Consider the following 23,968-nt stretch of genomic DNA (forward strand, 5'->3'; position numbering starts at 1 on the left):
CCGGGTGGTCCCGGCCGCTGACAGGTGGTGAGGGGGTCGGCACCGGCTCGGCCGACGCCGACGGGCGTCCCGTGGTTACCAGGCGTACCAGGCGCCGTTGTACCACTGCTCGCTGGCGCTGTCGTTGTGGTGGTCCATGTTGAAGTCTTCGGGGTAGTTCCTGACGTGGTTGTTCGGGTAGGTCCAGATCCCGGCGGACTCGTCGCAGACGTAGTCCCAGTGACAGATCGTCTTGACGGGCACGTTGCCGAAGAACCTGTCGGCACCGGCGAGCGGAGCGCCGATGATGCCGCCGAACGGCACGGCTCCGCCGTTGGCACCGGGAGGACCCTGGCGCTTGGGGTCCGCGACGAGGATGGCGTTGACGTTGTCGAACGTCTGCCAGTTCTCGGTGACCCAGATGTGCACCACGCCGGCGCCCAGGGAGTACCCGGCCATCTTGACGTGCTGGCCCGGGCACGCGGCGCGCTGGTCCCGGACCAGCCGGTTCAGCTCGTTGACGCCCGCCCGCGCGCTCGCGCCGTTGGGGATCTGGGTGGGATAGCCGACGTGCTGCTGGATGTTGCCGTAGAAGCCGTCGTTGTTCCACGAGCTGCCGGTGCCCCCGACAACGATCGTGTAGGTGCCCTCGCACGGGGCCGTCACGCGTGCCGCGGCCCCCTGGGCCGTGGCGCCCTGCGCCGCCGTCAGCGCGACCGTCAGCAGGAGTCCGGCTGACGCGGCCGCGATCCTTCGTGCTCGCATTCGTTCTCTCCCCACGCAGTCGGCCCACGCGTGCGCCCTTCGATGCGTACGCGGTCGGCCGAGTTCACCTGATGACAGTGGCAGCGGCCGATGACAGCCCGATGAAGTCGTCCCGGGTGCGGGGTGCCGACAGCGGGCCCGTCCCTCGCGGACGCCGTTGTCCGGAGGGCCGGGCCGAAGCACGGCGGGGAGTGCGGTGGCGGACCGTCAGCCGTCCAGCCCCTGGAGTCGGAGCAGCAGCCCCGCGACGTCGCTGGCGCTGATCGCGCCGGTGGCGTCGAGGGCGGCCTCCCAGGCCGGATCGCTGCAGATCAGCAGGGGGCCGTCGGCTGCCGAGTCCGGGAGGCGGCCATGCGAACCGCGGACCCAGGACGGGTCCAGCGGGACCACGTTCATGGTGTGGCGCAGGCCGAGCTTCTTGCGGGCCAGTCCGACCGCCGCCCTGGCCTTGGCCAGCGGGTCCGCCGGGTCGAAGAACAGCTCGGCCGGGTCGTAGCCGGGCTTGCGGTGGATCTCGACGGACCGTGCGAAGTCGGGAGCGCGCGTGCCGTCCAGCCAGTAGTAGTAGGTGAACCAGGCGTCGGGCTCCGCCACGGCCACCAGTTCGCCGGAGCGCGGGTGGTCGAGGCCGTACCGGGCCTGCTCCGCCCGGTCCAGGACCTCGTCCACGCCCGGCAGCCGGAGCAGGTGGTCGCGCACCTTCGGCAGGTCCGCCTCGTCGGGGACGTAGACGTGGGCGATCTGGTGGTCGGCGACGGCGAAGGCCCGCGAGGCCCACGGGTCCAGGTACTCCATCCCCGCCTGGGTGTACACGTCGAGCCAGCCCTCCCGGCGCAGCTCGCGGTTGATGTCCACCGGCCAGCTCGCCGGGGTGATGCCGTACTCGCTGAGCACGACCACGGTGGCGCCCTCCGCCTCGGCCTGGTCCAGCAGCGGGGCCAGTTCGGCATCCACCGCCCGGGCGGCGGCCAGCGCCTGCCGGGAGTCCGGGCCGAAGCGCTGCAGGTCGTAGTCCAGGTGCGGGACGTAGACCAGCAGGAGGTCGGGCCGCTCCGTGCGCAGGACCCGGCGGGCGGCGGCGACGATCCACCGGCTGGAGGCGATCCCGGCGGTCGGTCCCCAGTACTGGAACAGCGGGAACGGTCCGAGCTCCTCGGTGAGCCGGTCGCGCAGCTCCGGTGGCCGGGTGTAGCAGTCGGGCGACTTCCGGCCGTCGGCGTGGTACACCGGGCGCGGGGTGACCAGGAGTTCGGTCGAGGCGCCCATGGCGTACCACCAGCAGATGTTGGCCGTCCGGTAGCCGGGCTGCCGGGCCCGGGCGGTCTCCCACACCTTCGGCGCGGTGACCAGCCGGTTGTGCTGGCGCCACAGGTGGATCTCGCCGAGCTCCCGGAAGTACCAGCCGTTCCCGACGATTCCGTGCTCGGCCGGCAGCCTGCCGGTGAGCAGGGTGGACTGCACGCTGCAGGTGACGGCGGGCAGGACGGTGCGCAGCGGTGCGTGGCCGGTGCGCCGGGCCAGCCGGGAGAGGTTCGGCAGGTGCGGGAGCAGCCGGGGCGTCAGTCCGACCACGTCCAGCACGATCACCGGCTTCACCGGGTCACCTTCCTGTCCGCCCGGCCGGAGGCCGGCTCGCGCTGGTCCGCCAACTCGCGTTCTGCCCAGAGGAGTTCCCCGGCGATTCCGGCGACGATGTCGGTTTCGGCGCCGGGCAGGACGGGCCAGGTGTAGGTCTCCACCTCGATCACCGTCCGGTCGCGGACGTCGCGGACGGCGGCCACTGCCGCGCGGAGCACGTCGGTCGTGCCGCGCAGCGGGGCCGGCGGTGCGGTGTGCAGCGGGACGTGGAAGTGCACCCGCCAGGGGCCGCGGGCGGGCAGCGCGTCCAGTGCCTGCGGCAGGTCGTCCGCGGCGAGCACCTGCCCGGCGCCGTCCGACTCCCTGACCTGGTGCAGGTAGCGCGGTTCGGCGTAGTCGGCGAGCACGCGGCGCGCGGCCGGGTCGGCGGGGTCGTCGACGTGCAGCGCCGCCGACGCCTGGACCTTGACCACGGCGAGGCCGGCCCGTTCGATCGCGGCCACCGTCCGCGCCGGGTCGGCGAAGGAGACGGCCAGGTGGCAGGTGTCCAGGCAGAGGCCGACGTACTCGGGGTCGACCCGGGGTGCGAGCCAGCGCACCGCGTCGGCGACGGTGTCGAGCACGCAGCCCGGTTCGGGCTCGACGGCCAGGCGGATCGGCCGGCCGGCCCGCGCCGAGACCGTGCGCAGGGTCTGCGCGGTCCGCCGCAGCGCCTGTTCGGCGGCCCGGTCGGCGTCGGTGGACCAGGGGCGGCGCCAGGCCAGCGGCAGGGTGGAGAGGCTGCCGTCCTCGGCGTCGTCGGGCAGCAGTCCGGCCAGCACGGTGGCGCAGTCGGCGGTGTAGCGCTCCCGGGCGGGGTCGGTCCAGTCGGGGCGGTACACCGCGTGTTTGACCACCGGCTGGTGGAACCCCCCGTAGGGGAAGGCGTTCAGGGTCAGGGCGGCGAGGTCCCGGGCTGTCAGCTCGGCTCGCAGCCGGCGGAGCAGGGCCGGGTCGGCGGCGAGCTCGGCCGCCGTCCCGGCCGCCAGCCAGAGGCCGAGGCCGAGCCGGTCGAAGCCGGTGCGCTCGCGGATCGGCTCCGCGTAGGTGTCCAGTTGGCGGAGGATGCCGGGCAGGTCCTCCGCCGGGTGGACGTTGGTCGAGTAGCAGAGCCGGGTCATGATCCGCCCCGTAGGACGGAGTTGCCCGCGGCGGAGACCGCGTCGGCGGCGGGGGCGGGCTCGTCGAGCACCAGGTGCCCGCTGCGGCGGTAGAACTCGACGGGGTTCTGCCAGAGCACGGTGTCCACCTCGGCCGGGGTGAAGCCGGCCGCCAGCATCGCCCGGCCGACCCGGTACGGGCTGAGCGGGTCCGAACGGCCCCAGTCGGCCGCCGAGTTGACCAGGATGCGGGCCGTGCCGTACTTCCTGAGCAGGGCGACCATCCGCTGTTCGTCCATCTTGGTGTCCGGATAGATGGAGAAGCCCAGCCAGCAGCCGGCGTCGGCGACCATCGGCGCGGTGACCTCGTTGAGGTGGTCCACCAGGACGGTCCCGGGGTCGGTGCCGGACTCCCGGAGCACGTCGAGGGTGCGGGCGGTGCCGGCCTTCTTGTCCCGGTGCGGGGTGTGCACCAGCACCGGGAGGCCGTGTTCCACCGCGAGCTGCAGCTGCCGTCCGAACGCCTCGTCCTCGGCCCTGGTCATCGAGTCGTAGCCGATCTCGCCGACCGCGACCACACCGTCCTTGCCGAGGTAGCGCGGCAGGACGTCCAGTACCCCGGCGCAGCGGGGGTCGTTGGCCTCCTTGGGGTTGAGGGCGATCGTGCAGTTGTGGCTGATGCCGAACTGGGAGGCCCGGAAGCGCTCCCAGCCGATCAGGCTGTCGAAGTAGTCGGTGAAGGAGCTCAGGCCGGTGCGGGGCTGGCCGAGCCAGAAGGCGGGTTCGACGACGGCCCGGACGCCGGCCTCGTACATGTTCCGGTAGTCGTCGGTGGTCCGGGAGGTCATGTGGATGTGCGGGTCGAAGATCCTCATCGCCGGCCGTCCTCGGCCCGCGGCGGTACGAGGGCCATCAGCACCGTCATGCCGAGCAGCGCGCGCAGGTCGGGGGTGATCTCCCGCCCCGCGGCGAGCCGTTCCTCGGCCAGGTCGCGTGCCATCCGCAGCAGTTCGGAGTCGGTGCGGGCGACCAGGTCGGCGACCGCGGGCAGCGTCACACCGGTGAACAGGCACTTCACCACGCCCTGGCGCCACTGCGCCTGGTCGAGGTGGTCGGCCGCGAACCGGCCCATCGCCGCGGCGATCAGACGCGGGTCGTTGGTGCGCAGCGCGTCGGCGACCAGCTCCAGGCCGAGGTCGACCAGGGATCCCGGCAGCAGCGGGAGCGCGCGCAGGACGCCGCGCCGTTCGGCGTCGTCGCCGTGCCGGTAGAGCCGTCCGACCTCGGCCTCCAGGGCGTCGGCGACCAGCACCTCGGAGAGCACCGCGAGCAGCCGGGCGCGGGCCTCGTCGTCGACGGTGCCGAACACCAGGCCCTGCGGGTCGGTCTCCGGCCGGACCGGTACCCGGCCGACCGCTCGGCCGACCAGCGGGAAGTCGTCGTGGATGGCGGCGGGGCGCTGCCGGATGCGCCGCTCGGCTCCGGCCAGCCACCTGCTCTCCAGGCTGTGGACGATCGCCACCGGGCTCCCTCCGTGGGCGCCGGCGGCAAGCCAGGGGTGGTCCTCTCGGTACGCCATGATCAACGGTCTCCGATCGTGGATGACAGCGGTGCACCCGTATGCACCTGCTGAACGGAAACGGTCTCCCGGGCCCGGCGCAGTGCCGCCATGGCCCGCTGTGCGGTCTGTGGTGCGGCGTGGCTGTGCCGGGGCAGTTCGACGGCCGCGACGCCCGTGTAACCGGTGTCGTCGAGGGCGGCCAGGGTGGCCGCGAGGTCGAGCTGCCCCTGCCCGAACTCCAGGTGTTCGTGGATGCCCGGGCGCATGTCGTCCAGTTGGACGTTGACCAGGAGCCGGCCCGCCCGGCGGATGCAGGCGGCGGCGTCGACCGGCTCCACGGCGACGCAGTGCCCGACGTCCAGGGTGATGCCGAGCTGGTCGGGGTCGCCGAGCTCCCGGCGCAGGTCGAGGGCCTGGTCGAGCCGCTGGACGACCATCCCGGGTTCCGGTTCGAGGCCGAGCCGGACGCCGCGGCGCCGCGCCTCGTCCAGGACCGGGTCGAGATGGTCGATCATCCGGCGGCGGTTGGTGTGCGGGTCGGCGCCCGGTTCGCCGTTGCCCGACCAGAAGGACACGCAGTCGGCGCCGAGCGACTCGGCGATCCGGACGGCGCGCAGCAGGAAGTCGATCCGTGGCCGGGCCGACTCCGAGACCAGCGTGGGGTGGTGCTTGCGGTGCGGGTCGAGCAGGTAGCGCGCGCCGGTCTCGACAACGCAGCGCAGGCCGAGCGCGGCGAGCAGCCCGCCGATCTGCTCGGTCTCCCGGGCCAGGTCGGGCCCGTAGGGGTCCAGGTGGTGGTGGTCGAGGGTGAGGCCGGTCGCGGTGTACCCGAGGTCGGCGATCACCCGCAGCGCGTCGGTGAGCCGGTGGTTGGAGAATCCGTTGGTGCCGTAGCCGAGGGCGGGCGCGGTCATGTCGGGCTCCGGCGGGTGGAGAGGCGGCGGGCCGGTGCCAGTGCGGACAGCACCAGCGCGGCGGCCGCCAGCGATCCGCGCCGCGCGCACAGGGCGGCCTGCAGCGGCACCATGCCGTGGATCCCGGCGACGGTGGCGGCGCGGACGGCCGCGGCCGTGGACGGCTCGGCGTCCGCGGCGAGTTGCGCCCGGCCGGTGGTGCCCGCGTAGCCGAGCGCGCAGAGCCCGGCCGCCGCGCGGTGCAGACCGGAGGGCGCCCGGCCCGCGCAGGTCAGGGTGGTGGCGGCGAGGGTGGTGGCGAGCGCCAGCCGGCTGTCGGCGCGGCGTCCGCCGTGCACCTCGCCCCGGGACAGCGCGGTCACCCCGAAGGTGTGCGCGCCCAGGGCGAGGGCCGGTGTGCGGGCCGCCGTCCAGCGCCCGGCTCCGGCGCCGAGCAGCACGTCCAGGGCCCGGCAGGCCGCCATCGCGGCCGGCGCGGCCGGGGTCGGCTTCAGCACGGTGTTGTAGGCCCAGACCGCCCCGGCGAGCGGGACGGCGATCCGCAGCGCGTCGGAGCCGCCCGCGAGGGCGGCCAGCGCCAGCCCGGCGCCGCTGAGCGCGGCGGCGGCCGTGAGGGCCGCCCCCGGTGCGATCCGGCCGGAGGGGATCGGGCGCTCGGGCCGCTCGGCCGCGTCGACCGCCCGGTCGGCCCAGTCGTTCAGGGCCATCCCGGACCAGTACAGCGCGACCGAGGCGAGCGGCAGGGCGAGCCGGCGGCCCCGCAGCGGCCGGCCGGCCGCCGCCGCTCCGGCCGCGGTGTCGCCGAGGACGGTGAGCGCGGCCGGCGCCCGGAGCAGCTCGGCCCAGGCACCCGGGGTGCCCCGGCCGGGCGCGGCACTCATCGGGCCACCGCGATCCGGTCCGCCCAGGCGGCCAGTTGCTGCTCCTGCTGGGCGAGCCGGTGCTCGCCGCTGCCGAGCGGGTCCTTGAAGAAGAAGGCGAGTGCGCCGAGCGGTCCGGACTCCCCGGCCCGGTGGGCGCCCGCCACCAGCCGGGCCAGGTCGAGGACCAGTGGCGCGGCGAGGGCCGAGTCGTAGCCGTCCCAGGTGAGTTGGAGGCTCATCCGGGCGCCGAGGAAGCCCTCGAAGGAGACGTAGTCCCAGGCGACCTTGCGTTCGCCGAGGTCGGGTACGTGGTCGATGTGCAGCGGCGCGGTGGCCTCGGTGCCGAGCAGGGCGGCCAGGCCCCGGGTCTTGGACTCCAGCTTGCCCTGGGCGCGGCCGTCCCGGCCCAGGTTGGCGCCGTCGCCGCCGCCGAGCAGGTTGGTGCCGGACCAGGACCGGACGCGCAGGTCGCGGGACAGGAACATCGGTGCCAGCGCGCTGCGGAGCAGGGTCTCGCCGGTCTTGCCGTCGCAGCCCGCATACGGCAGACCCCGGCGGTCGGCGAGTTCGGTGACCGCCGGGATCCGCAGACCGGGCGAGGGGGTGAAGTCGACGTACGGACAGCCCGCCGAGAAGGCCGCGTAGGCGGCCAGCGCACCGGCGGGGAGCACCCGTCGGCCCGGCTCGGCGAGGGCGCGCTCCAGCGCGGCCGGGTCGGCGTGCTCGGGCAGCGGCGTGATCGGCGGCTCGGTGGACGAGACGTTGACCACCACGACCCGCTCCAGGTTCCGGTTGCGCCGGAAGTCCTCGATGTCGGAGACGAGTTGCCCGACCGCGTCGGCCTGGGTGCCCGCTCCCTCGGCCGGGTCGAAGCCGGGGCGGATCTCCCGGTCGGCCGCCCGGAGGTCCTCGGCGACCGCCGCGGGGAGCCATCCGGGCAGCACACCGGCGTCGGCGAGGTCCTCGGCCCGCTTGGCGAGCGGGGTGGCGACGATGTCGTGGCCGCCGGTCACCAGGTCGGACCAGCCGGGGAAGACCGTCTCGTCGAGGCCGAGCCGCTCGCTCACGCAGCCGGTGGCCGGGACGAGCCCGGCCCGGAAGGCGGCGAGACCGCAGACGGCGGTGGTGGCGACGGACCCCCGTGCCCCGATCAGCCACAGTCCGGTTCTGCCTGCCATTCTGCAACTCCTTCGTGTCAGAGGTGGTGTGGCGGGCGGTGTCAGCCGGTGGCCGGGCGGTCCCAGCCCTCCCAGCGCCAGAGCCGTCCGGTGCCCGCCTTGGCCTCGACACCGTGGTCGGTCATCTCGAACTCGCCGAAGTCCAGGACCAGCAGCGCGCCGTCGCCGGCCGCGAAGCCGACGTCGATCGGCCGGTGCAGCTGCGGACCGGCCGGCAGGCCGTCGGTGGACCAGTCGGCCGGGTCGACCAGCAGCAGGTCGCGTCCGAGCTGCGGGCCGCCGGACGGCATGGTCATCGGGGCCTCGTCGCCGAACAGCGTGACCACCAGCCGCCCGGCGAGCGGCGAACTCGGCGGCGCGACGGCGAACTTGGTGGCCGCCACATGGGACTCGAAGTCGAGGACGGGCTTCTCGGGCGCCGGGAGCCGGTCGTGGTCGGCCAGCAGGAAGGAGGGCTGCGGGCCGCGCTCGGGCCGGAACACCGGGTCGGTCACCGGGACACCGCCGACGAAGTCCGGCCACCCGTACCAGGCGCCCTGGCGGACCTCGAACAGCAGGTCGGGGGCGTTGCCGATCGGCCGGCTCCCCCGGTCGTCGGCGCCCTGGTCGACCGCGAGCAGCCGCCCGTCCGGGAGGAATCCCAGGCCGAACGCGTTGCGCAGCCCCCAGGCCACCAGCTCCAGGTTGCCGCCGTCGAGATCGCAGCGCATCACCGCCGCGGTACACGGCAGCCCGGCCGGCACCTGCTGGCCGGGCGTGGTCGCGGTGCCGAACGGGACGAAGGCGCCGGTGGTGGTCCGCGCGCCGGGCGTGCCGGCCAGCGGGTCGTCGGTGGTGACGTTGACGCCGGTCAGCACCACGTCCAGGCCGGGGATGTCGTACGAGTGCGGGAGGCGCCCCAGCCAGCCGATCTCGTAGGCGTCCAGCCCGATGATCCCGAGGTTGGACATCGCCCCCTGGGCGAAGTACAGCTTGCCGTCGGGGCCGGCGGCGGCCATGTCGAGGTGGTAGTTTCCGGGCCCCGGCATGCCGTCGACGATGGTCCGCCGCTCCCCGTCCGGGCCGATCCGGGTGATCCGGCCGGCCCCGCCCTCGGAGGCGTAGAGGTACCCCTGGTGCCAGAGCAGTCCGGTCACCGGGGCGGCCAGACCGTCGGCCAGCAGTACCCGTTCCGGGGTGCCGGCGCCGGGGGTCAGCCGCCAGATCCGCCCGCCCGGAGCGGCGCCACCGAAGGGCAGTCCGGACTCGGCCAGGTACACCCCTCCCGCGTCGTCGAAGGCCAGGCTGGTCGGAAAGTCCAGCCCATCGGCCACTACGTTCGGTGATAATGTCATGACCCCTCCACAGAACTGCCCACAGGAATCCGTCCGTCGTCCGCGACGGTCGGCGACGGTGGATGTGTAGCAGTGTCCACGAAGCATGGTCAAGAACCGCCCGGGGCTCCGACAGTGGCCGGACGATCACCGGGGCGGCAGATGAACTCGCAGGTCGGACGGGGCAGATCGACCCCGGGGAGCCCGCGTGACGGGGCACGGAACGGCCCGGCTACACCGCACGGCGAGAGAAGCCGGAGGCGCTCGCGCGCTGCGGCGGCGGGGACGTGACAGAGCTGCCCGCGGCCGACGAGGCAGGCGTCGCGGGTGGTCCGGAGTTCAGCCGGTCCGCTTTTCTGTCACGCTCTGTAGTCCCCGGCGGTCTCCTCTCCGACGGTTGGCAGACGGTCGCCGGGGCGGGCATCCACTCCCTCCCCGGCGACCGCGAGCCGTCGAGGTTACGGGGGTGCCTCGACGCCGGCTTTTCGGTCCGGCACTGGGTAGTCGGCGCCGAGCGCACGGAATCGACATCCCCCCGGGCCGGGAGCCCGGGAAATTCTCCGGCGGCACCGAACGCCCGGGGACGCACGCACGACGGCCACCGGCACGGCATGGGATGCCGGGCCGGTGGCCGTCGTCGTGGGATCGGTCGCGCGAGCGGTCCACCGGATCAGCCCAGGGGATCAGTCCAGGGGATCAGTCCGGGGATCGGTCGCGGGACCGGTGCGCAGGGCGGAGGGAGGAAGGAGGAGCGGTGGGGTCAGAGGGAGTAGGCGATCAGCTCGGGTACCGCGGTACCCGAGAGCACGGGAGCCCCCGCGCCGACCAGCAGGAGGTTGCCGCTCACGGCCGGGAAGGCGTTGATGCCCGCCTGCGCGGTGGCCTTCCAGAGGAGTTCACCGGTGGAGGTGCGGAAGCCGAAGATCTGGCCGTCGTAGGTGGCGGTGAAGACCACGTCGTTGGCCACGGTGGCCGCGCCGAGGGCCATCTGCGGCAGGTTGCGCTGCCAGAGCACCTTGCCGGTGGTCGCGTCGGCCGCGGTGAGGCCGCCCCGGCCCTTGGCGACGTCGGGGTACCCCAGCCCGCCGGTGGCGCTGAGCGTGCTGGGCTGGTCGACCCACGGGACGAAGAGCCGCCCGTCCGCGAGCGCCATCGGGGTCTCCACACCGCCGAGGACGCCCGGCAGCACGGTGACGGGCTCGTTCGGCAGCGGGCCCTCGTCGTTCAGGTGGGTGCCGACCGAAAGGGTCCACAGCGGCTTGCCGTCGTCGGCCCGGTACGCGAAGGCCTTGCCCATCTTGCCCGCCACGAGGACGATCTCCGTGCGCACCCCGCCGACCTTGGCGGTGGTGATGATCGGGGAGTCCTGGAGGTCGTAGTCACGCAGGTCGTGCGGGGCCGTCTCCTGGTACCAGAGCACCTTCCCGGTACTGCTGTCGAGCACCACCAGGCAGTTGGTGTAGAGGTTGGGGCCCGGGCGGCTGCTGCCGTTGGGGTACTCGGGGGTACCGGGCATCGGCGCGGGGTTGCCGACGGAGAGGAAGATCCGGCCGTGGCTGTCGACGGCCGGCGCGTACCAGAGGCCACCGCCGTTGTTGATCTCCGGGTGGCCCCACAGGTCGCCGTCCTTGACCGTGTTGAAGTCCCACTTGGGCGCGCCGGTCGCGGCGTCCAGCGCATAGACCGTCCCCATCGCACCCGGCACGTACCTGCCGAAGGTGCTCGGGACGGTGCTGACCACGACGGTGCCGTTGTAGACCTGGGGGGCGACGTCGATACCGCCCTGGCCGGCGGCGATCAGCTCCCGTGACCACACCGTCCGGCCGGTCTTCGGGTCCAGCGCGAAGGCACCGGTGAACGTCGTCCCGAAGAGCAGGCCGTTCGCGTAGGCCACGCCGTTCGGCCCGACCGAGGGGCTGTTGAACTCGTGCTTCCAGCGGAGCTTCCCGGTCTCCTTGTCCACCGCGGAGACGGCCGAGTCGAGGGTGATCAGGTAGACGGTGTCGCCGACCACGATCGGGTTGGAGGCCATGTGGCCGGCGAAGGTGGGCTTGCCCTCCAGCGGCAGCCGCCACTTGACCTTGAGGTCCTTGACGTTGTGGGAGTTGATCGGAGTCCGGGTGGTGGCCCTGGTGTTGGCCAGATCACCGTTGGACAGGGCCCAGTCGCGCGGGTTCCGCCCGAAGTCGGCGGCCTCGGCGGCCGACGGGCGCACCTCGGCGATGGCCGGGCCGACCACCAGTGAGAGCACAGCCACCGCCGTGAGCGCGATCCGGCCGGCTGTGAGGCGTTTGCGCCGCACCCGCGGCCGGGCGTTCGGGAACTTGCTGACGATCACATCAACTCCGTTTCCGCCCTGCGCCGTCGGTCGGCGCCGGGCTGTCGGGAAGGGTGGCGTCGGACCGGGCCACGACGCCTGCCGGCGGGCGTCCGCCGGGGTGCTCGCGCACCGCACGGACGTCCCGCCGGTCGGGTCGGGATCGGCGTCAGGTCCGACCGGACCGAATCGGGCCGGTCAGATCGGATCGGTCAGGTCGGATCGGCTCGGGAATCAGCGCACCTGGCGGGCGAAGGACCGGACGTCGCCGACGAACAGCTCGGGCTGTTCCAGCGCGGCGAAGTGCCCGCCGCGGTCGAACTCCGACCAGTGGCTGAGCGTCGGGAGGATCCCCTCGGCCCACCGGCGGACCGGCCGGACCGCGTCCTCGGGGAACACGGCGACCCCGACCGGCGCGGCCAGCGGCCAGGGGCCGGCCCAGGTCCGGATGAACTCGGAGTCGAGGCGGTTGGACTCGTAGTAGAGCTGGGCGCTGGACCCGGCCGAGGCGGTGAACCAGTAGAGCGCGACGTTGGTCAGCAGCCGGTCGCGGCTCACCACGTCCTCGGGAGTCGACTCCGCCGCCGTCCACTCCTTGAACTTCTCCACGATCCACGCGAGTTGCCCGACCGGCGAGTCGGTCAGGCCGTAGGCGAGGGTCTGCGGCCGGGTGGACTGGATCTTCCGCCAGCCGGCCCCGTCCTGCTCGAAGTGCATGGCGAACGCCAGCCGGGCGTGGTCCGCCTCGTCCAGCTGCGCCAGCGCGGCCTCGTCCTGCGGCGGGAAGGTGGCGAGCATGTTGAGGTGCACGCCCGCGACGTGCGCCGGATCCGCCAGACCGAGCTGCAGGGAGATCGGCATGCCCCAGTCGCCGCCCTGCACCACGTACCGCCCGTAGCCGAGCCGGTGCATCAACTCGGCCCAGGCGCGGGCGACCCGGGCGGTGTCCCAGCCGGTCTCCTGCGGGCGGCCGGAGAACCCGTAGCCCGGCAGCGAGGGGATCACCAGGTGGAACGCGTCGGCGGGGTCGCCGCCGTGGGCCCTCGGGTCGGTCAACGGGCCGACCACGTCGAGGAATTCGACGAAGGAGCCCGGCCAGCCGTGGGTGAGGATCAACGGCACGGCGTCCGGCTCGGGTGAGCGCACGTGCACGAAGTGGATGTCCACCCCGTCGATCTCGGTCAGGAACTGCGGGAAGGAGTTGAGGTGTTCCTCGGTCTTGCGCCAGTCGAACCCGGTGCGCCAGTACTCCGCCAGCTCCTTGAGATACCCCAGCGGGACACCGCGTTGCCAGCCGGTGCCGGGGAGTTCGCCGGGCCAGCGGGTGGCCGCGAGCCTGCGGTGCAGGTCGTCGAGGGCTTCCTGCGGGACATCGATACGGAAGGGACGCATGGGCGATTCCTCTCAGCTGGACAGTTCACCGGACCGGGCCGGTGCCGGGACGGCGGACGGCGCGCCCACCGGACGGCGCAGGGAGTGCCGCAGGACGCGCAGCAGGGTGCCCGGCCGCATCAGCGACTCGGGGGTGTCGACCAGCCCGGCGGCACGGATGAAGGCCGCGGTCAGTTCGGCGTCATGGGTGGCCGCGTGGTGCAGCCGGTTCACATAGGCGTTGGCCAGCCGGACCTTGGGCGTCCGGCGGCCCTCGACCCCGCGGTAGCCGAGGTCGGCACCGGCCGCGAAGTCCCAGGGGGCGTCGATGACGGTGGAGATCTCGGTGAAGAACTGCCGCGCGTCCGGCAGCGCGCCGAGGCGCAGCCGGTCGCGCAGGGCGAGCGCTTCGAGCCCGGCGACGGTCATCCCCTGCCCGTACACCGGGTTGAAGCTGCACACCGCGTCGCCCAGCACCAGGAACCCCTCGGGGAACCGGGGCAGCCGCTCGTAGTGGCGCCGCACGCTGGCCGGGTACTTGAACATCACCGCGTCGTCGATGGGCTCGGCGTCCCGGATCGCCCGGTGGATGTCGGGGACCGGAAGCGACTTCGCGTAGGCCAGGAAGCCTTCGGGGTCGGTGGGCGGGTGGTCGCCGAGGACGCCGGTGAGCGACAGCTCGACCCGGTTGTCCTCTCCGGGCAGCCGGTAGAAGAACGCCCCGCGCGGGTGTGCGGGGGTGGCCACCGGGATGATCGCCAGATCGTCGCCGAACGGGTCGGTGTCCAGCTGGAAGTGCCGGGTGGTGTAGGCCAGGTCGATCCTGACCCGGGTCTCCTCCGGGCGCTGGTAGCCCAGTTCCTCCAGCCAGACCGGGGTGCGCGAGCCGCGGCCGGTGATGTCGAGCACCAGGTCCGCGTGCAGCACCTCGGGCGAGCCGGAGCCCTGGCGCTGGACCCGGGCGCCGGTCACCCGGCGCCGGTCGGCGGTGGTCTCCAGCCCGAGGATGTCGTGCTGCTCCAGGAAGGTGATCCCGGGTATCGCCTGGACCCGGCGGCGGACGTGGTACTCCAGCACCGGGCGGGTCGCCGGCACGGACAGCAGCCCGGTGTGCCCGGAGGCGAGCCGGTAGCCGTTGAAGTACCAGCGGATGTCGCTGCTGAAGTCGCCCGGCCGGACGCCCGCCGCCCTCAACTCCTCGGTCAGACCGGGGTAGAGGCCCTCCATGACCTGCTGGCCGCGGGCCACCAGGCCGTGCGCGTGCCGACCGTGCGGGACGCCGCGCCGGGGGCCGGCGACTCCGCTCAGTTCGTCCCGGTCGACGACCAGGACCTCCGGGAACGACTCGGCGAGCACGGTGGCGGCCAGCAGCCCCGCCATGCTGCCGCCGAGGACGACCGCACGGTCTCCGACGTGGGTACCCATCGCCGGCACCTCCTCTCGTGGCTCGGGATCAGGCGGCTATGGGGGTGTTCTGGTAGGAGGCGATCCGCCAGTCGGCCCCCTCCTTGGCCAGCACCCAGGTCGCCCGGATCGCCCGCTCGGCCGTCACTTCGGTGTCGCCGGGGGCCAGCACGCCGCCCCGGGTGACCACCACGGCCACGCCGTCGGCCAGCGACCGCAGCGAGACCGGCCGACCGGTGACCCTGGTCCCCTTGAAGGGGCCGGCGAACGCGCGGGCCATGAAGGCGCGGATCTCCTCGCGGCCGGTGAGGAAGACGTCCCCGGGGAGGATCAGCGTCCCGTCCTCGGTGAAGGTCTGGGCGAACCGGTCGGCATCGTGCTCCGCCCAGGCGGCGACGATGAGTTCGGGGACGGCTCGCAGGGCTTCGACGGTGCTCGGCGAGGGAGACGAGGGGGACGAGGGAGTGGCGGACATGGCTTTCTCCTTCTCCGACGGTCCACGGCCGCGGATGGCAGTGGCCAGGTGACGCTCAGCCTCACACCGGCCCCCCGCACCCTGCATCTCCCCGATTGCGCTGGGCGGGCCGCCTGGCCGGGCGGCCGGGCCACGCCGCAATCCCGGAGATGCGGGCACCGCGCACGACTGCCAGCCTCGACAGGGCCGATCAATGACTGCGGCCCGGACGGTCGGCCGCGCTGCCGGGCCACCCGTTCCCGAGGAGCCCCGATGACGTCCAAGGAATCCCCGTCGAGGGAAGAACTCGTCAACCGGGCCGTCGAGTTGGTGCCGGTTCTGGAGAAGAACGCGCACTGGCACGAGCGGCACCGCCGACTGTCCCCGGAGACCGTAGCGGCACTGGAGGAGTCCGGACTGCTCAAGCTCCGGGTCCCCACCCGCTACGGCGGTTACGAGTCCGACATGCGCACGGTGGTCGACGTGATCGCCGAACTGGGCCGTGGCGACGGATCCACGGCCTGGGTCATGGCGGTCTGGGCGATCAGTTCCTGGATGGCCGGCCTGTTCCCGGACGCGGTGCAGGACGAGATCTTCGCCGCCCCCAACGTGCGGGTGAGCGGCATCCTGAGCCCGACCGCGGTCGCCGTCCCCACCGAGGGCGGCGTCGTGCTGAACGGCAAGTGGTCCTTCAACTCCGGTGCTCTGCAGAGCTCCTGGAACACCAACGCGGCGGTGCTGATGACGCCGGACGGGCCGCAGCCGATCATGGTGGCCGTCCCGCTGGCCGACCTGGAGATCATCGACGACTGGCACACCACCGGCCTTCGCGGCTCCGGGAGCGTGACGACCGTCGCCGCCGACCTGTTCGTCCCCGAGCCGCGGGTGCTGCCGATGGTGCCCGTCCTGATGGGGCAGCACCGCTCCGTCGCGAACGCCGACTCCCCCATCTACCGGGCGCCGTTCATGCCCACCGCGTGCGCCACCATCAGCGCTCCGGCCCTCGGGCTGGCGAAGGCCGCCAAGCAGGCGTTCTTCGAGCGCCTCCCCGGCCGGAAGATCAGCTACACCTCCTACGAGAGCCAGGCCGAGGCGCCGCTGACGCACCTCCAGGTGGCCGACGCCGTGACCAGGATCGACGAGGCGGAGTTCCACGCCCACCGCGCGGCCGCCCTGCTCGACACCAAGGGCCCGACCGGCGAGGCCTGGACGCTGGAGGAGCGCGCCCGGATCCGGCTCGACCTCGGCGCGGTCTGCCAGCGCACCAAGGAGGCGGTGGACATCCTCAACACCGCCAGCGGCGGCTCCTCCGTCTACACCACGGTGCCGATCCAGCGCATCGAGCGGGACGTCCAGACGCTCAACCTGCACTCCATCCTGCACCCGAACACCAACCTGGAGCTCTACGGGCGGATCGCCTGCGGGCTCGAACCCAACACGCTCTACCTGTAGAGGGCACCTGTGTGGGCAGGGTCGCACCCCCGTCGGCCCTGCCCACCCGCCTGCCCGCTCCCGAACCAGCTCCCACTCCCGCTCCCGACCGACCCCCGGAGGACACCCGTGGAACCCCATGCCCCTGTCGTCATCGACCGCGCTGGATGCGACATCCACGCCGAGGCCGCCCGGATCCGGGCGAACGGCCCGGTGTCCCGGATCGAACTGCCCGGCGGCACTCTCGCCTGGTCGATCACCGACCACGCGCTCGCCCGGCAGGCCCTGGCCGACCACCGCTTCTCCAAGGACCCGCGCAAGCACTGGACCGACTTCGCCGAGGGCCGCATCGGCGAGGACTTCCCGCTCATCGGCTGGGTCCTGATGGACAACCTGACCACCAGTTTCGGAGCCGACCACACCCGGCTGCGCCGGCTGACCTCCAGCGCCTTCACCCCGCGCCGGGTCGAGGCCATGCGGACCCTCGTCGAGAAGGCCGTCGCCGACCTGCTGGACGAGCTCGACACCTGCGAGCCCGGCGAGGTGGTGGACCTCAAGACGCGGTTCGCCCGTCCCGTCCCGGCCCGGGTGATCTGCGACCTGTTCGGGGTGCCGGCCGAGGAGCGAGCCCAGCTGCTGCGCGGTGGCGAGGTGAACATCGACACCACCATCACCCCGGAGGAGTCGGCCGCCAACGTCGCGCAGTGGCACCGGGAGATGGAGGAGTTCGTCGACGCCAAGCGCCGCAGCCCCGGGGACGACCTCACCAGCGACCTGGTCCAGGCCCAGGAGGAGGACGGCTCCCGGCTGACCGACTCCGAACTGGTCGGCACCCTGCACCTGTTGCTCGCCACCGGGACGGAGCCGGTGATGAACCTGCTCGGCAACGCCATCCGGGCGCTGCTCACCCACCCCACCCAGCTCGCCCTGGTCCGGAGCGGCGCGGTCTCCTGGTCGGACGTGATCGAGGAGACGCTGCGCGCCGAGGCCCCCGTCGCCCATCTCCCGTTCCGGTTCGCGGTGGAGGACATCGAGATGGGCGGGGTCACCATCGCCAAGGGCGATCCGGTCCTGATCAACTTCGCGGCGGCGGGCCGCGACCGCACCGTCCACGGCGAGAGCGCGGACTCCTTCGACGCCGCCCGGCCGAACAAGGAGCACCTCTCCTTCGGCCACGGCATCTACCGCTGCATCGGCATGCCGCTGGCCCGGATGGAGGCCGAGGTCACCCTCTCGGCGCTGTTCGAGCGGTTCCCCGACCTCGCACTCGCCGTGTCGGCCGAGGAGTTGGCACCGCAGGTGACCTTCATCATGAACGGCGTCCAGACCCTGCCGGTGCGGCTGACGCCGCAGGCCGGCTGAGTGGAGAGGGTGGTTCCGCGGATGAAGGCAGCAGTCGTCCCCTCGGTGAAGGCCCGCTGGGAGCTGAGCGAGATCCCCACCCCGACGGCCGGCCCCGGCCAGGTGCTGGTCCGGGTCCACGCCTGCGGGCTGTGCCACAACGACCTCTGGGTCAGCCAGGGCGTCTTCCCCTTCCCACCGCTCGACCCGGTGGTACTCGGGCACGAGGCCGCCGGCGAGGTCGTCGAGGTCGGTCCCGGGGTGACCAGCCGCCGGGTCGGCGACCGGGTGGGCACCACCTGGGTGCAGTCGACCTGCGGCCGGTGCGCGTACTGCCGGCTCAACCTCCCGCTCACCGGGCAGTCCGGGATGAACTGCCCGGAGTCGGTGATGACCGGCCTCACCGCCCAGGGCGGTCACGCGGAGTACGTCGCGGTGGCGGCCGGGAGCACGGTGCTGCTGCCGGACTCCCTCCCGTACGAGCTCGCCGCCCCGGTGCTGTGCGCCGGGTACACCGCGTGGAGCGCGCTGCGGGCGGCCGATCCCAAGCCGCACGAGCGGGTGGCCGTCCTCGGCATCGGCGGACTCGGCCACCTGGCGCTGCAGTTCTCCCACGCCGGCGGCTTCGAGACCGTCGCCGTCACCCGCTCGCCGGACAAGCACCCGCTGGCCCGGAGCCTCGGTGCGGACGAGGTGGTCGCCGACGGCGAGCAGTTGCTCGCGGCCGGCGGCGCCGACGTCATCCTGGTGACCGGCACCTCCTACCGGGCGGCCGGCGAGACCCTGCAGGGCCTGCGTCCGCACGGCCGGATCGTGCTGGCCTCGATCGACCCGGTCAACTCCTTCACCATCCCGCCCGGCAGCCCGTTCTGGGCACAGCGCCAGCAGGTCGTCGGCGCCACCCACAACGGCCTCGACCGGCTCACCGAGGCGCTGGACCTGGTCGCCTCCGGTGCCGTCACACCGCTGGTCGAGACCTATCCCAAGGAGCGGGTCGACGAGGCGTTCGACCGGGTCGACCGGGGTGAGGCGCGGTTCCGTGCGGTCGTCAGCTATGCCTGACGTCACCCCGGCCGCAGTGCTCCGGCCTGCGGCGCTCGCCGGCTGATCACCCCCACACGGCGGTGGGTCGGGCTGTCCTCCAGCCCGGCCCACCGCCGCTGCGTCCGTGGCGGCCTGCACGGTCACATCTCCAGCCCCTGCTCGAACATCACCTGCCGGACCTCGACCCCGGTGTGCCTGGCGTCCGGGAGCAGCGCGGCCAGTTCGATCGCCCGCTCCCTGGTCTCGACGTCCACCAGGTAGAAGCCGCAGACGAACTCCTTGCTCTCCAGGTACGGACCGCCGCTCAGCACCGGGGCGCCGTCGCGCACCTTGACGGTCGTGCTCCTCGCCGGCTCCGCCAGCGCCTGGGTGGTGACCAGCTCGCCCGACTCCCTGAGCAGCTTCGTGTAGTCGTTGTGGCCGGAGTGGACCGCCAGCTGCTCGTCCTCGGACAGGCCGTTCCAGAGCACCGGGTTCATGTGCATGACCAGCATGTACTTCATGATTCCTACTCCTTGCGGCCGTGAGGCCCCGGGGCAGCTCGGGGCCCTGCACAGGAGACGTCGGAGTCGGCGACCCGTTCTCGACATCCCCGGCCGCGGATTTCCGGGAATTGCCGCCGGCCGGCCGGGCCGGGCCGGGCCGGGCCGGGCCGGGCCGGGCCGGTCCGGTCCGGCTCAGGACTGGAGGGCGCACGGGCGAGGAGGGCGAACGGAAGCGGCCGGCCGTGGGGTTCCACGGCCGGCCGCTCGGTCGACGTTGTCAGCGGACGAGTTGGGCGGCCCGCGGGGCGGTCCGCTCCAGCCACCAGTGGGCGGCCAGCAGGTTGATCACCCACCCGGTCCAGTTGGCCACCTCGACGAGCGCCATGACGTCGATCCCCAGGCCGGGGTAGGCCTGCATCAGCTCGCTCATCACCCGGCCCCAGGTGGTGCCGAGGGCCATCGCGAAGCTGTAGACCATCCAGCGGCGGTGGTCGACGTACCGCCGCTGGAGCGCGGCCCGGAACCCGAGTGCGGTGGTGACCAGCCAGAGCAGTCCCATCATGGCCAGGCCCATCTGGCCGAACGGGGCGGTGGAGTAGGGCAGCAGCACCAGGGCCAGCAGGCCGCCGGGAAGCACTCCGGCGTAGATGTACACCCGGCCGCTCATCCGGTGCACCGCCGGGTAGTGCCGGCGGATCCACGGCAGCACCTGGAGGAAGACCGTCACCAGCGAGATGTTGCCGAACACGACGTGCGCCACGAGGACCGCGTAGTGCGCCGGGAAGCCCGGGTCGAGCGGGATACGGGCCTGGTGCTGATCTCCTGTCAGGTAGCGTGGGAAGGCGTACACCAGATTGAAGACGACGATGACGGCCAGTGCTGTCACCCATGGGCTCTGCCACCAGCTCGGTGCGCTCGCGGTCGCCTTGGTACCGGGTTCGGTGCGCCTCGGTCCGGTGGTCACGCCACCGGACCGGTCCGTGTTCTCTGTCACCCGCTGATCCTCGACTTTCGTTTCGCAGTAGGTTCAGTGGTGGTATTCACCGGCGTTGACGTCCAGGCAGTGCCCGGTGACGGCGCGGGCCAGCGGGGAGACGAGGAAGAGCACCGTGTCGGCCACCTCGTCCGGCTCGGGCAGCCGGCCGAGGTCGAGGCCGGCCGCGATCTCGTCGTAGATGTCCTGGACGGTGACTCCGCGCTGCGCGGCCCAGTGGCCGAAGCCCTCGCGCAGTGCGTCCGCCCAGATGTAGTTCGGGGCCACGGTGTTCACCCGGATGCCCTGCGGGCCGAGCTCGGTGGCCAGGCTCTGCGCCAGCGACAGCAGGGCGGTCTTGCTCATCTTGTAGGCGCCGAACGGCCGCCTGGAGTGGTGCAGCACCGCCGAGTTGACCATGACGACGGATCCCTGGCTCTCCGCCAGCGCGGGCGTGAACAGCCGGGTGAGCCGCAGTGCGGCGAACACGTCGGTCTCGAAGCCGGCCCGCACGGCCGCGAAGTCGACCTCGCCGAGCTCGACCATCGGGGGCACCGCGAAGGCGTTGTTGACCAGCGCGTCCACCCGGCCGAAGGTGTCCGTCGCGGCCTTGACCAGGGCGGCGGCCGAGGCGTCGTCGGTGATGTCGGTCGGCACCACCAGTGCCCGCCGCCCGGTCCGCTCGACCTCCGCGGCGATCTCCGCGAGCCGGGACTCGGTCCGGGCGGCGAGCACCACGTCCGCCCCCGACTGCGCGGAGCGCAGGGCGACCGCCCGCCCGAGGCCGGGGCCCGCCCCCGAGACCACGACGACCTTGTTCTCAAGCATCCTGAGCCTCCATCGAATCGTTGTGACCGTGCGGAAGTTCGATCGACAGTGCGTGGCGGAACACGTTCCGCGGGTCGTACGCCTGCTTGACCTGCTGCAGGCGCGGGTAGTTGGCGCCGTAGTAGAGCGTCGACCAGGGCACCCCCGAGGTGTTCCGGGCGGGGTCGGCCAGGTCGCTGTCGGGGTAGCCGATGTAGGTGCCGTCGGCGGCGTCACCGGGGACGGGCACCCCGCCGCTCCCGGCGTACACGTCGCGGTAGAAGTCCCGGACCCAGGCGATGCTCGCCTCGTCCTGGTCCGCGGACTGCCAGAGGCCGGCGCAGTAGAGGGCCTTGAGGACCGAGTCCCGCTGGACCGTGGCGGTGGCGTCGGGGGCGACGGTGTTGACCCTCCCGCCGAAGCCGGCCAGCACCAGGCACGACATCGGGTTGGTGTGCTCCGGGTCGCTCAGGTACTCCCAGATCACGCCGAGCTGGTGAGCGGAGAAGCCCCTCCGCAGGTAGCCCGCCTTGTCCTTGTAGCGCCCCTTCGGATCGTTCGGGAAGCTGTACGAGGGCAGCCAGGAGCTGTACCAGGGGACGACCTCGGCGGTGTGCACCGCGGGCTCCACCCCGACCCCGGCGGTGACGGACTCGTAGTGCTCGGCGAACACCTTCTCGGCGTCCGGCCCTTCGTGGTCGATGACCACGGTCATCCCGAACAGCTCGGAGCTGCGGTGGGTGACGATGAGGTTGCTCCACAGGCCGGCGGCCGGTGCGTCGGCGTCGTCGTTGTTCTCGTACCAGGTGCCGTAGTTGCGCAGCAGCGTGCCGAGGGACTGCTCGGTCATCGCGGCCCAGGGCCACATGACCGTCCGCTTCCACACCCGGGCCGGCGCCCTGGGCAGCAGGTCGGCGGGGTCTTCGGAGTCCGCACCCGGGGTGCGCAGCCAGTACCTGGTCACCACACCGAAGTTGCCGCCGCCGCCACCGGTGTGGGCCCACCAGAGCTCGCGGTGCGGATCGTCGGCGTCGGAGGTCGCCACGACGGCGCGGGCCCGGCCGGACTCGTCGACCACCACGACCTCGACGGCGTACAGGTGGTCGACGACCAGGCCGTCACGGCGCGAGAGGGGGCCGTAGCCGCCGCCCGCGATGTGGCCGCCGGCGCCGACGTCGAGGCAGGTGCCGCCGGGGACGGTCACGCCCCAGCGCTTGAACAGGGTGCCGTAGACGTCGCCGAGCAGGGCGCCGGGGCCGACCCCGATCGCGCGCAGCCCGGGATCGTGGGAGATGCCGTCGAGCTGGGACAGGTCCAGCAGCACCTCGATGTCGGGTGAGGCGGTGAAGTCCTCGAAGCAGTGCCCGCCGCTGCGGACCGCGATCCGCAGGCCCGCCGCCACCGCCGCGTCGACGGCGGCCACCACCTCCTCGGTGGTGGTCACCACACGGACCTGGCCGGGTTGTCCGACGAAGCGGTGGTTGTAGCCCTGGACGAGGTTCTCGTACCGCCGGTCCCCGGGCCTGATCACCACCGGCCCGGTCGAATCAACGCTCGTGTCAGCCATGCTCGTTCGTCCCTCCTGGGGCCTCTGCCGCACCAGACCTTCGCATGGCCCGGCCGAGCGCCACATCTCGTGGATTGCGGTGTGGTCGGCCGCCCCGGAGGGCGGGCGGGGCGACACCGCCGCCCCCAAGCGGGAGGCGGCGGCCGGCTTCAGAGCCGCCCGCCGCCCGGTCCGGCACCGCCGCCGGACATCCCCCTTGCGCCCCCCTGGCGCGACCGTCGACCGGACGGCCCCTACAGGCCGGCCTTCCCGGCGGCGAACAGCTCGGGTGCCACGTCGTGGGCCATGGCCGTCGCCGATTGCCAGCCGACCTCGTGCGCGTTGCCGACGCCGCCGCAGAGCAGCACGAACCGCCGGAATCCGGCCGTCACCAGCGCGTCCAGCTTCGCCTTGACGGTCTCGACCGAGCCGACCAGGGCGAACGGGTTCCTGAGGTAGGACTCGGCCGTCGCGTCGAACACGCCCTGCACACCGGTGCTGCCGTCCTTCGCCAGCTCCTCCAGCGGGGTGTCGCCGGGAACGGCCCCGGCCATCCGCGCCAGATATCCCGAAGCCGATTCGATGTGCGAGACAAAGCCCTTGCGAACGATCTCGGCGGCCTCCCGATCGGTGTCGGCGACGACGGTGAAACAGCTCGCGGCGACATTCGCCATCGAAAGTTCGTGCCCGTTCTCCGCACCGATCTCCTGATAGCGCCGCAGCCGCGCGACCATCTCCTCGACGCTGACCTTGGACATGCCCCCGGCCGCCGGGTCGAGGTTCAGCCCGGTGAACACGTCCCAGCCGCGACGCGCCGCGGTGGCGAGGGAGCCGTCCGACTCCGCCGCCACCCACACCGGTACGCGCTCCTGGACCGGCCGGGGCCACACCGTGACCTTCGCGGTCTCGACGTCCTGGAGGAAGCCCGCCGAGGTCGGGGTGAGGTCGGCCTTCGCCACCGGGTGGTCGATCCGGTTGAGGCCGCCCTCGATGAGGTCGACGGCGTGCTCGAACGCGGCGCGGTCCCCGCGGCGCCCGACGCCGACCTCCAGCCGGCCGCCGGAGAGCACGTCGACCATGGCGAACTGTTCGGCGAGGTGCAGGGGGTGGTGCAGCAGGGCGAGGTTCACCCCGGAGACGATCCGCGCCCTGGTCGTCCGCACGGCGAGCGCGGCCAACATGATGTTCGGGTGCGGGGAGATCGACGACGGGCCGAAGTGCTCCGGCACGCTGAGGCCGGCGTAGCCGAGCTCCTCCGCCTCGACGCAGTGGTCGAGGTAGCTCTCGTAGAGCCGGGCCCCGAGCTTCGGGTCCCACTCCTCCGGTCGGCGCGATCCGGGCGGCGCGTAGGTGAGGTTTTCCCAGTAGACGAACTTGACGACGTCCGGGTCCTCGGAGAGTGTTCCCATTCGGTGGATCCCCTCTGATCGCAAAAGGCTCGCAGCGGATGATTTTCAATCTATCCAGGCACTGACGGCCCGTCATCTTCCATATTGCCCAGGCGT

General features: G+C 72.8%; 21 protein-coding genes. 3 read left to right on the top strand and 18 right to left on the bottom strand.

Translation table 11 applies throughout. From position 1 onward, the window contains the following. Window positions 1–75: 75 nt before the first annotated feature. The 13 genes from ACFVVX_RS09550 to ACFVVX_RS09610 form a co-directional block, all read right to left on the bottom strand. Window positions 76–744 carry a cutinase family protein gene (locus tag ACFVVX_RS09550; RefSeq protein WP_387943253.1) on the bottom strand — a complete coding sequence of 223 codons (669 nt, stop codon included), beginning with the start codon at window positions 742–744 and terminating at the stop codon, window positions 76–78. Window positions 745–951: 207 nt separating this feature from the next. After that, complete coding sequence (locus ACFVVX_RS09555; RefSeq protein ID WP_387943255.1) at window positions 952–2,340, bottom strand: alkaline phosphatase family protein; 1,389 nt, start codon at window positions 2,338–2,340, stop codon at window positions 952–954. Further along, entirely contained in the window at window positions 2,337–3,482 is a 1,146-nt protein-coding gene (gene eboE, locus ACFVVX_RS09560) for a metabolite traffic protein EboE (RefSeq protein ID WP_387943257.1), read from the bottom strand. Before eboE ends, ACFVVX_RS09555 begins: the two co-directional genes overlap by 4 nt. Continuing rightward, window positions 3,479–4,336, bottom strand: coding sequence for a TatD family hydrolase (locus tag ACFVVX_RS09565; RefSeq protein WP_387943259.1), 858 nt, complete (start codon window positions 4,334–4,336; stop codon window positions 3,479–3,481). The genes eboE and ACFVVX_RS09565 overlap by 4 nt, the downstream gene beginning before the upstream one ends. Continuing rightward, window positions 4,333–5,040 (bottom strand): EboA domain-containing protein, encoded by a 708-nt coding sequence (locus ACFVVX_RS09570; RefSeq protein ID WP_387943261.1) that lies wholly within the window; start codon window positions 5,038–5,040, stop codon window positions 4,333–4,335. The genes ACFVVX_RS09565 and ACFVVX_RS09570 overlap by 4 nt, the downstream gene beginning before the upstream one ends. 2 nt (window positions 5,041–5,042) lie before the next feature. Continuing rightward, complete coding sequence (locus ACFVVX_RS09575; protein WP_387943263.1) at window positions 5,043–5,936, bottom strand: sugar phosphate isomerase/epimerase family protein; 894 nt, start codon at window positions 5,934–5,936, stop codon at window positions 5,043–5,045. After that, entirely contained in the window at window positions 5,933–6,817 is an 885-nt protein-coding gene (locus ACFVVX_RS09580) for an SCO3242 family prenyltransferase (RefSeq protein ID WP_387943265.1), read from the bottom strand. Before ACFVVX_RS09580 ends, ACFVVX_RS09575 begins: the two co-directional genes overlap by 4 nt. Next, a complete protein-coding gene (locus tag ACFVVX_RS09585; RefSeq protein WP_387943267.1) occupies window positions 6,814–7,977 on the bottom strand; it encodes an inositol-3-phosphate synthase in 1,164 nt (387 codons plus the stop codon). Before ACFVVX_RS09585 ends, ACFVVX_RS09580 begins: the two co-directional genes overlap by 4 nt. Before the next feature lie 41 nt (window positions 7,978–8,018). Further along, entirely contained in the window at window positions 8,019–9,290 is a 1,272-nt protein-coding gene (locus ACFVVX_RS09590) for a PQQ-dependent sugar dehydrogenase (RefSeq protein ID WP_387943269.1), read from the bottom strand. 760 nt (window positions 9,291–10,050) lie between these two features. Next, on the bottom strand, window positions 10,051–11,628 hold the full coding sequence (locus tag ACFVVX_RS09595) for a PQQ-binding-like beta-propeller repeat protein (protein WP_387943271.1): 1,578 nt from the start codon (window positions 11,626–11,628) through the stop codon (window positions 10,051–10,053). A gap of 213 nt (window positions 11,629–11,841) precedes the next feature. Next, window positions 11,842–12,999, bottom strand: coding sequence for an epoxide hydrolase family protein (locus ACFVVX_RS09600; protein ID WP_387943273.1), 1,158 nt, complete (start codon window positions 12,997–12,999; stop codon window positions 11,842–11,844). 12 nt (window positions 13,000–13,011) lie between these two features. Continuing rightward, window positions 13,012–14,403, bottom strand: a complete 1,392-nt coding sequence (locus ACFVVX_RS09605) for an NAD(P)/FAD-dependent oxidoreductase (RefSeq protein ID WP_387943275.1) — start codon at window positions 14,401–14,403, stop codon at window positions 13,012–13,014. A 28-nt stretch (window positions 14,404–14,431) separates the two neighbouring features. After that, the gene (locus tag ACFVVX_RS09610) at window positions 14,432–14,857 is read right to left on the bottom strand and encodes an SgcJ/EcaC family oxidoreductase (protein ID WP_387943277.1); all 426 of its coding nucleotides are present in this window, start codon (window positions 14,855–14,857) and stop codon (window positions 14,432–14,434) included. Window positions 14,858–15,109: 252 nt separating this feature from the next. Here ACFVVX_RS09610 and ACFVVX_RS09615 point away from each other — a divergent pair, with 252 nt between their 5' ends. From ACFVVX_RS09615 to ACFVVX_RS09625, 3 genes are all read left to right on the top strand, one after another. Further along, window positions 15,110–16,288 (top strand): acyl-CoA dehydrogenase family protein, encoded by a 1,179-nt coding sequence (locus ACFVVX_RS09615; protein ID WP_387943279.1) that lies wholly within the window; start codon window positions 15,110–15,112, stop codon window positions 16,286–16,288. Between the two features lie 108 nt (window positions 16,289–16,396). Beyond that, complete coding sequence (locus ACFVVX_RS09620) at window positions 16,397–17,629, top strand: cytochrome P450 (protein ID WP_387943281.1); 1,233 nt, start codon at window positions 16,397–16,399, stop codon at window positions 17,627–17,629. Window positions 17,630–17,650: 21 nt separating this feature from the next. Next, window positions 17,651–18,670 (top strand): alcohol dehydrogenase catalytic domain-containing protein, encoded by a 1,020-nt coding sequence (locus ACFVVX_RS09625; RefSeq protein WP_387943283.1) that lies wholly within the window; start codon window positions 17,651–17,653, stop codon window positions 18,668–18,670. Window positions 18,671–18,792: 122 nt separating this feature from the next. Here ACFVVX_RS09625 and ACFVVX_RS09630 read toward each other — a convergent pair whose 3' ends face one another. The 5 genes from ACFVVX_RS09630 to ACFVVX_RS09650 form a co-directional block, all read right to left on the bottom strand. Next, window positions 18,793–19,155, bottom strand: coding sequence for a YciI family protein (locus tag ACFVVX_RS09630; RefSeq protein ID WP_387943285.1), 363 nt, complete (start codon window positions 19,153–19,155; stop codon window positions 18,793–18,795). A 259-nt stretch (window positions 19,156–19,414) separates the two neighbouring features. Then, window positions 19,415–20,131 carry a DUF2306 domain-containing protein gene (locus ACFVVX_RS09635; RefSeq protein ID WP_387943287.1) on the bottom strand — a complete coding sequence of 239 codons (717 nt, stop codon included), beginning with the start codon at window positions 20,129–20,131 and terminating at the stop codon, window positions 19,415–19,417. 33 nt (window positions 20,132–20,164) lie between these two features. Then, complete coding sequence (locus tag ACFVVX_RS09640; RefSeq protein ID WP_387943289.1) at window positions 20,165–20,938, bottom strand: SDR family oxidoreductase; 774 nt, start codon at window positions 20,936–20,938, stop codon at window positions 20,165–20,167. Continuing rightward, complete coding sequence (locus tag ACFVVX_RS09645; RefSeq protein WP_387943291.1) at window positions 20,931–22,484, bottom strand: FAD-binding protein; 1,554 nt, start codon at window positions 22,482–22,484, stop codon at window positions 20,931–20,933. Before ACFVVX_RS09645 ends, ACFVVX_RS09640 begins: the two co-directional genes overlap by 8 nt. 233 nt (window positions 22,485–22,717) lie before the next feature. After that, window positions 22,718–23,872, bottom strand: coding sequence for an LLM class flavin-dependent oxidoreductase (locus tag ACFVVX_RS09650; RefSeq protein WP_387943293.1), 1,155 nt, complete (start codon window positions 23,870–23,872; stop codon window positions 22,718–22,720). Between the last annotated feature and the right edge of the window lie 96 nt (window positions 23,873–23,968).

It is taken from the genome of Kitasatospora sp. NPDC058170, from assembly GCF_042883905.1.
In the GTDB taxonomy this organism is placed as follows: Bacteria; Actinomycetota; Actinomycetes; order Streptomycetales; family Streptomycetaceae; genus Kitasatospora.

What these genes read in the sequence shown, in the direction of transcription:
- ACFVVX_RS09550 (WP_387943253.1), bottom strand. Translation starts at nt 744, where the DNA reads ATGCGAGCACGAAGGATCGCGGCCGCGTCAGCCGGACTCCTGCTGACG.
- eboE (WP_387943257.1), bottom strand. Translation starts at nt 3,482, where the DNA reads ATGACCCGGCTCTGCTACTCGACCAACGTCCACCCGGCGGAGGACCTG.
- ACFVVX_RS09565 (WP_387943259.1), bottom strand. Translation starts at nt 4,336, where the DNA reads ATGAGGATCTTCGACCCGCACATCCACATGACCTCCCGGACCACCGAC.
- ACFVVX_RS09570 (WP_387943261.1), bottom strand. Translation starts at nt 5,040, where the DNA reads ATGGCGTACCGAGAGGACCACCCCTGGCTTGCCGCCGGCGCCCACGGA.
- ACFVVX_RS09575 (WP_387943263.1), bottom strand. Translation starts at nt 5,936, where the DNA reads ATGACCGCGCCCGCCCTCGGCTACGGCACCAACGGATTCTCCAACCAC.
- ACFVVX_RS09580 (WP_387943265.1), bottom strand. Translation starts at nt 6,817, where the DNA reads ATGAGTGCCGCGCCCGGCCGGGGCACCCCGGGTGCCTGGGCCGAGCTG.
- ACFVVX_RS09585 (WP_387943267.1), bottom strand. Translation starts at nt 7,977, where the DNA reads ATGGCAGGCAGAACCGGACTGTGGCTGATCGGGGCACGGGGGTCCGTC.
- ACFVVX_RS09600 (WP_387943273.1), bottom strand. Translation starts at nt 12,999, where the DNA reads ATGCGTCCCTTCCGTATCGATGTCCCGCAGGAAGCCCTCGACGACCTG.
- ACFVVX_RS09605 (WP_387943275.1), bottom strand. Translation starts at nt 14,403, where the DNA reads ATGGGTACCCACGTCGGAGACCGTGCGGTCGTCCTCGGCGGCAGCATG.
- ACFVVX_RS09610 (WP_387943277.1), bottom strand. Translation starts at nt 14,857, where the DNA reads ATGTCCGCCACTCCCTCGTCCCCCTCGTCTCCCTCGCCGAGCACCGTC.
- ACFVVX_RS09615 (WP_387943279.1), top strand. Translation starts at nt 15,110, where the DNA reads ATGACGTCCAAGGAATCCCCGTCGAGGGAAGAACTCGTCAACCGGGCC.
- ACFVVX_RS09625 (WP_387943283.1), top strand. Translation starts at nt 17,651, where the DNA reads ATGAAGGCAGCAGTCGTCCCCTCGGTGAAGGCCCGCTGGGAGCTGAGC.
- ACFVVX_RS09630 (WP_387943285.1), bottom strand. Translation starts at nt 19,155, where the DNA reads ATGAAGTACATGCTGGTCATGCACATGAACCCGGTGCTCTGGAACGGC.
- ACFVVX_RS09640 (WP_387943289.1), bottom strand. Translation starts at nt 20,938, where the DNA reads ATGCTTGAGAACAAGGTCGTCGTGGTCTCGGGGGCGGGCCCCGGCCTC.
- ACFVVX_RS09645 (WP_387943291.1), bottom strand. Translation starts at nt 22,484, where the DNA reads ATGGCTGACACGAGCGTTGATTCGACCGGGCCGGTGGTGATCAGGCCC.
- ACFVVX_RS09650 (WP_387943293.1), bottom strand. Translation starts at nt 23,872, where the DNA reads ATGGGAACACTCTCCGAGGACCCGGACGTCGTCAAGTTCGTCTACTGG.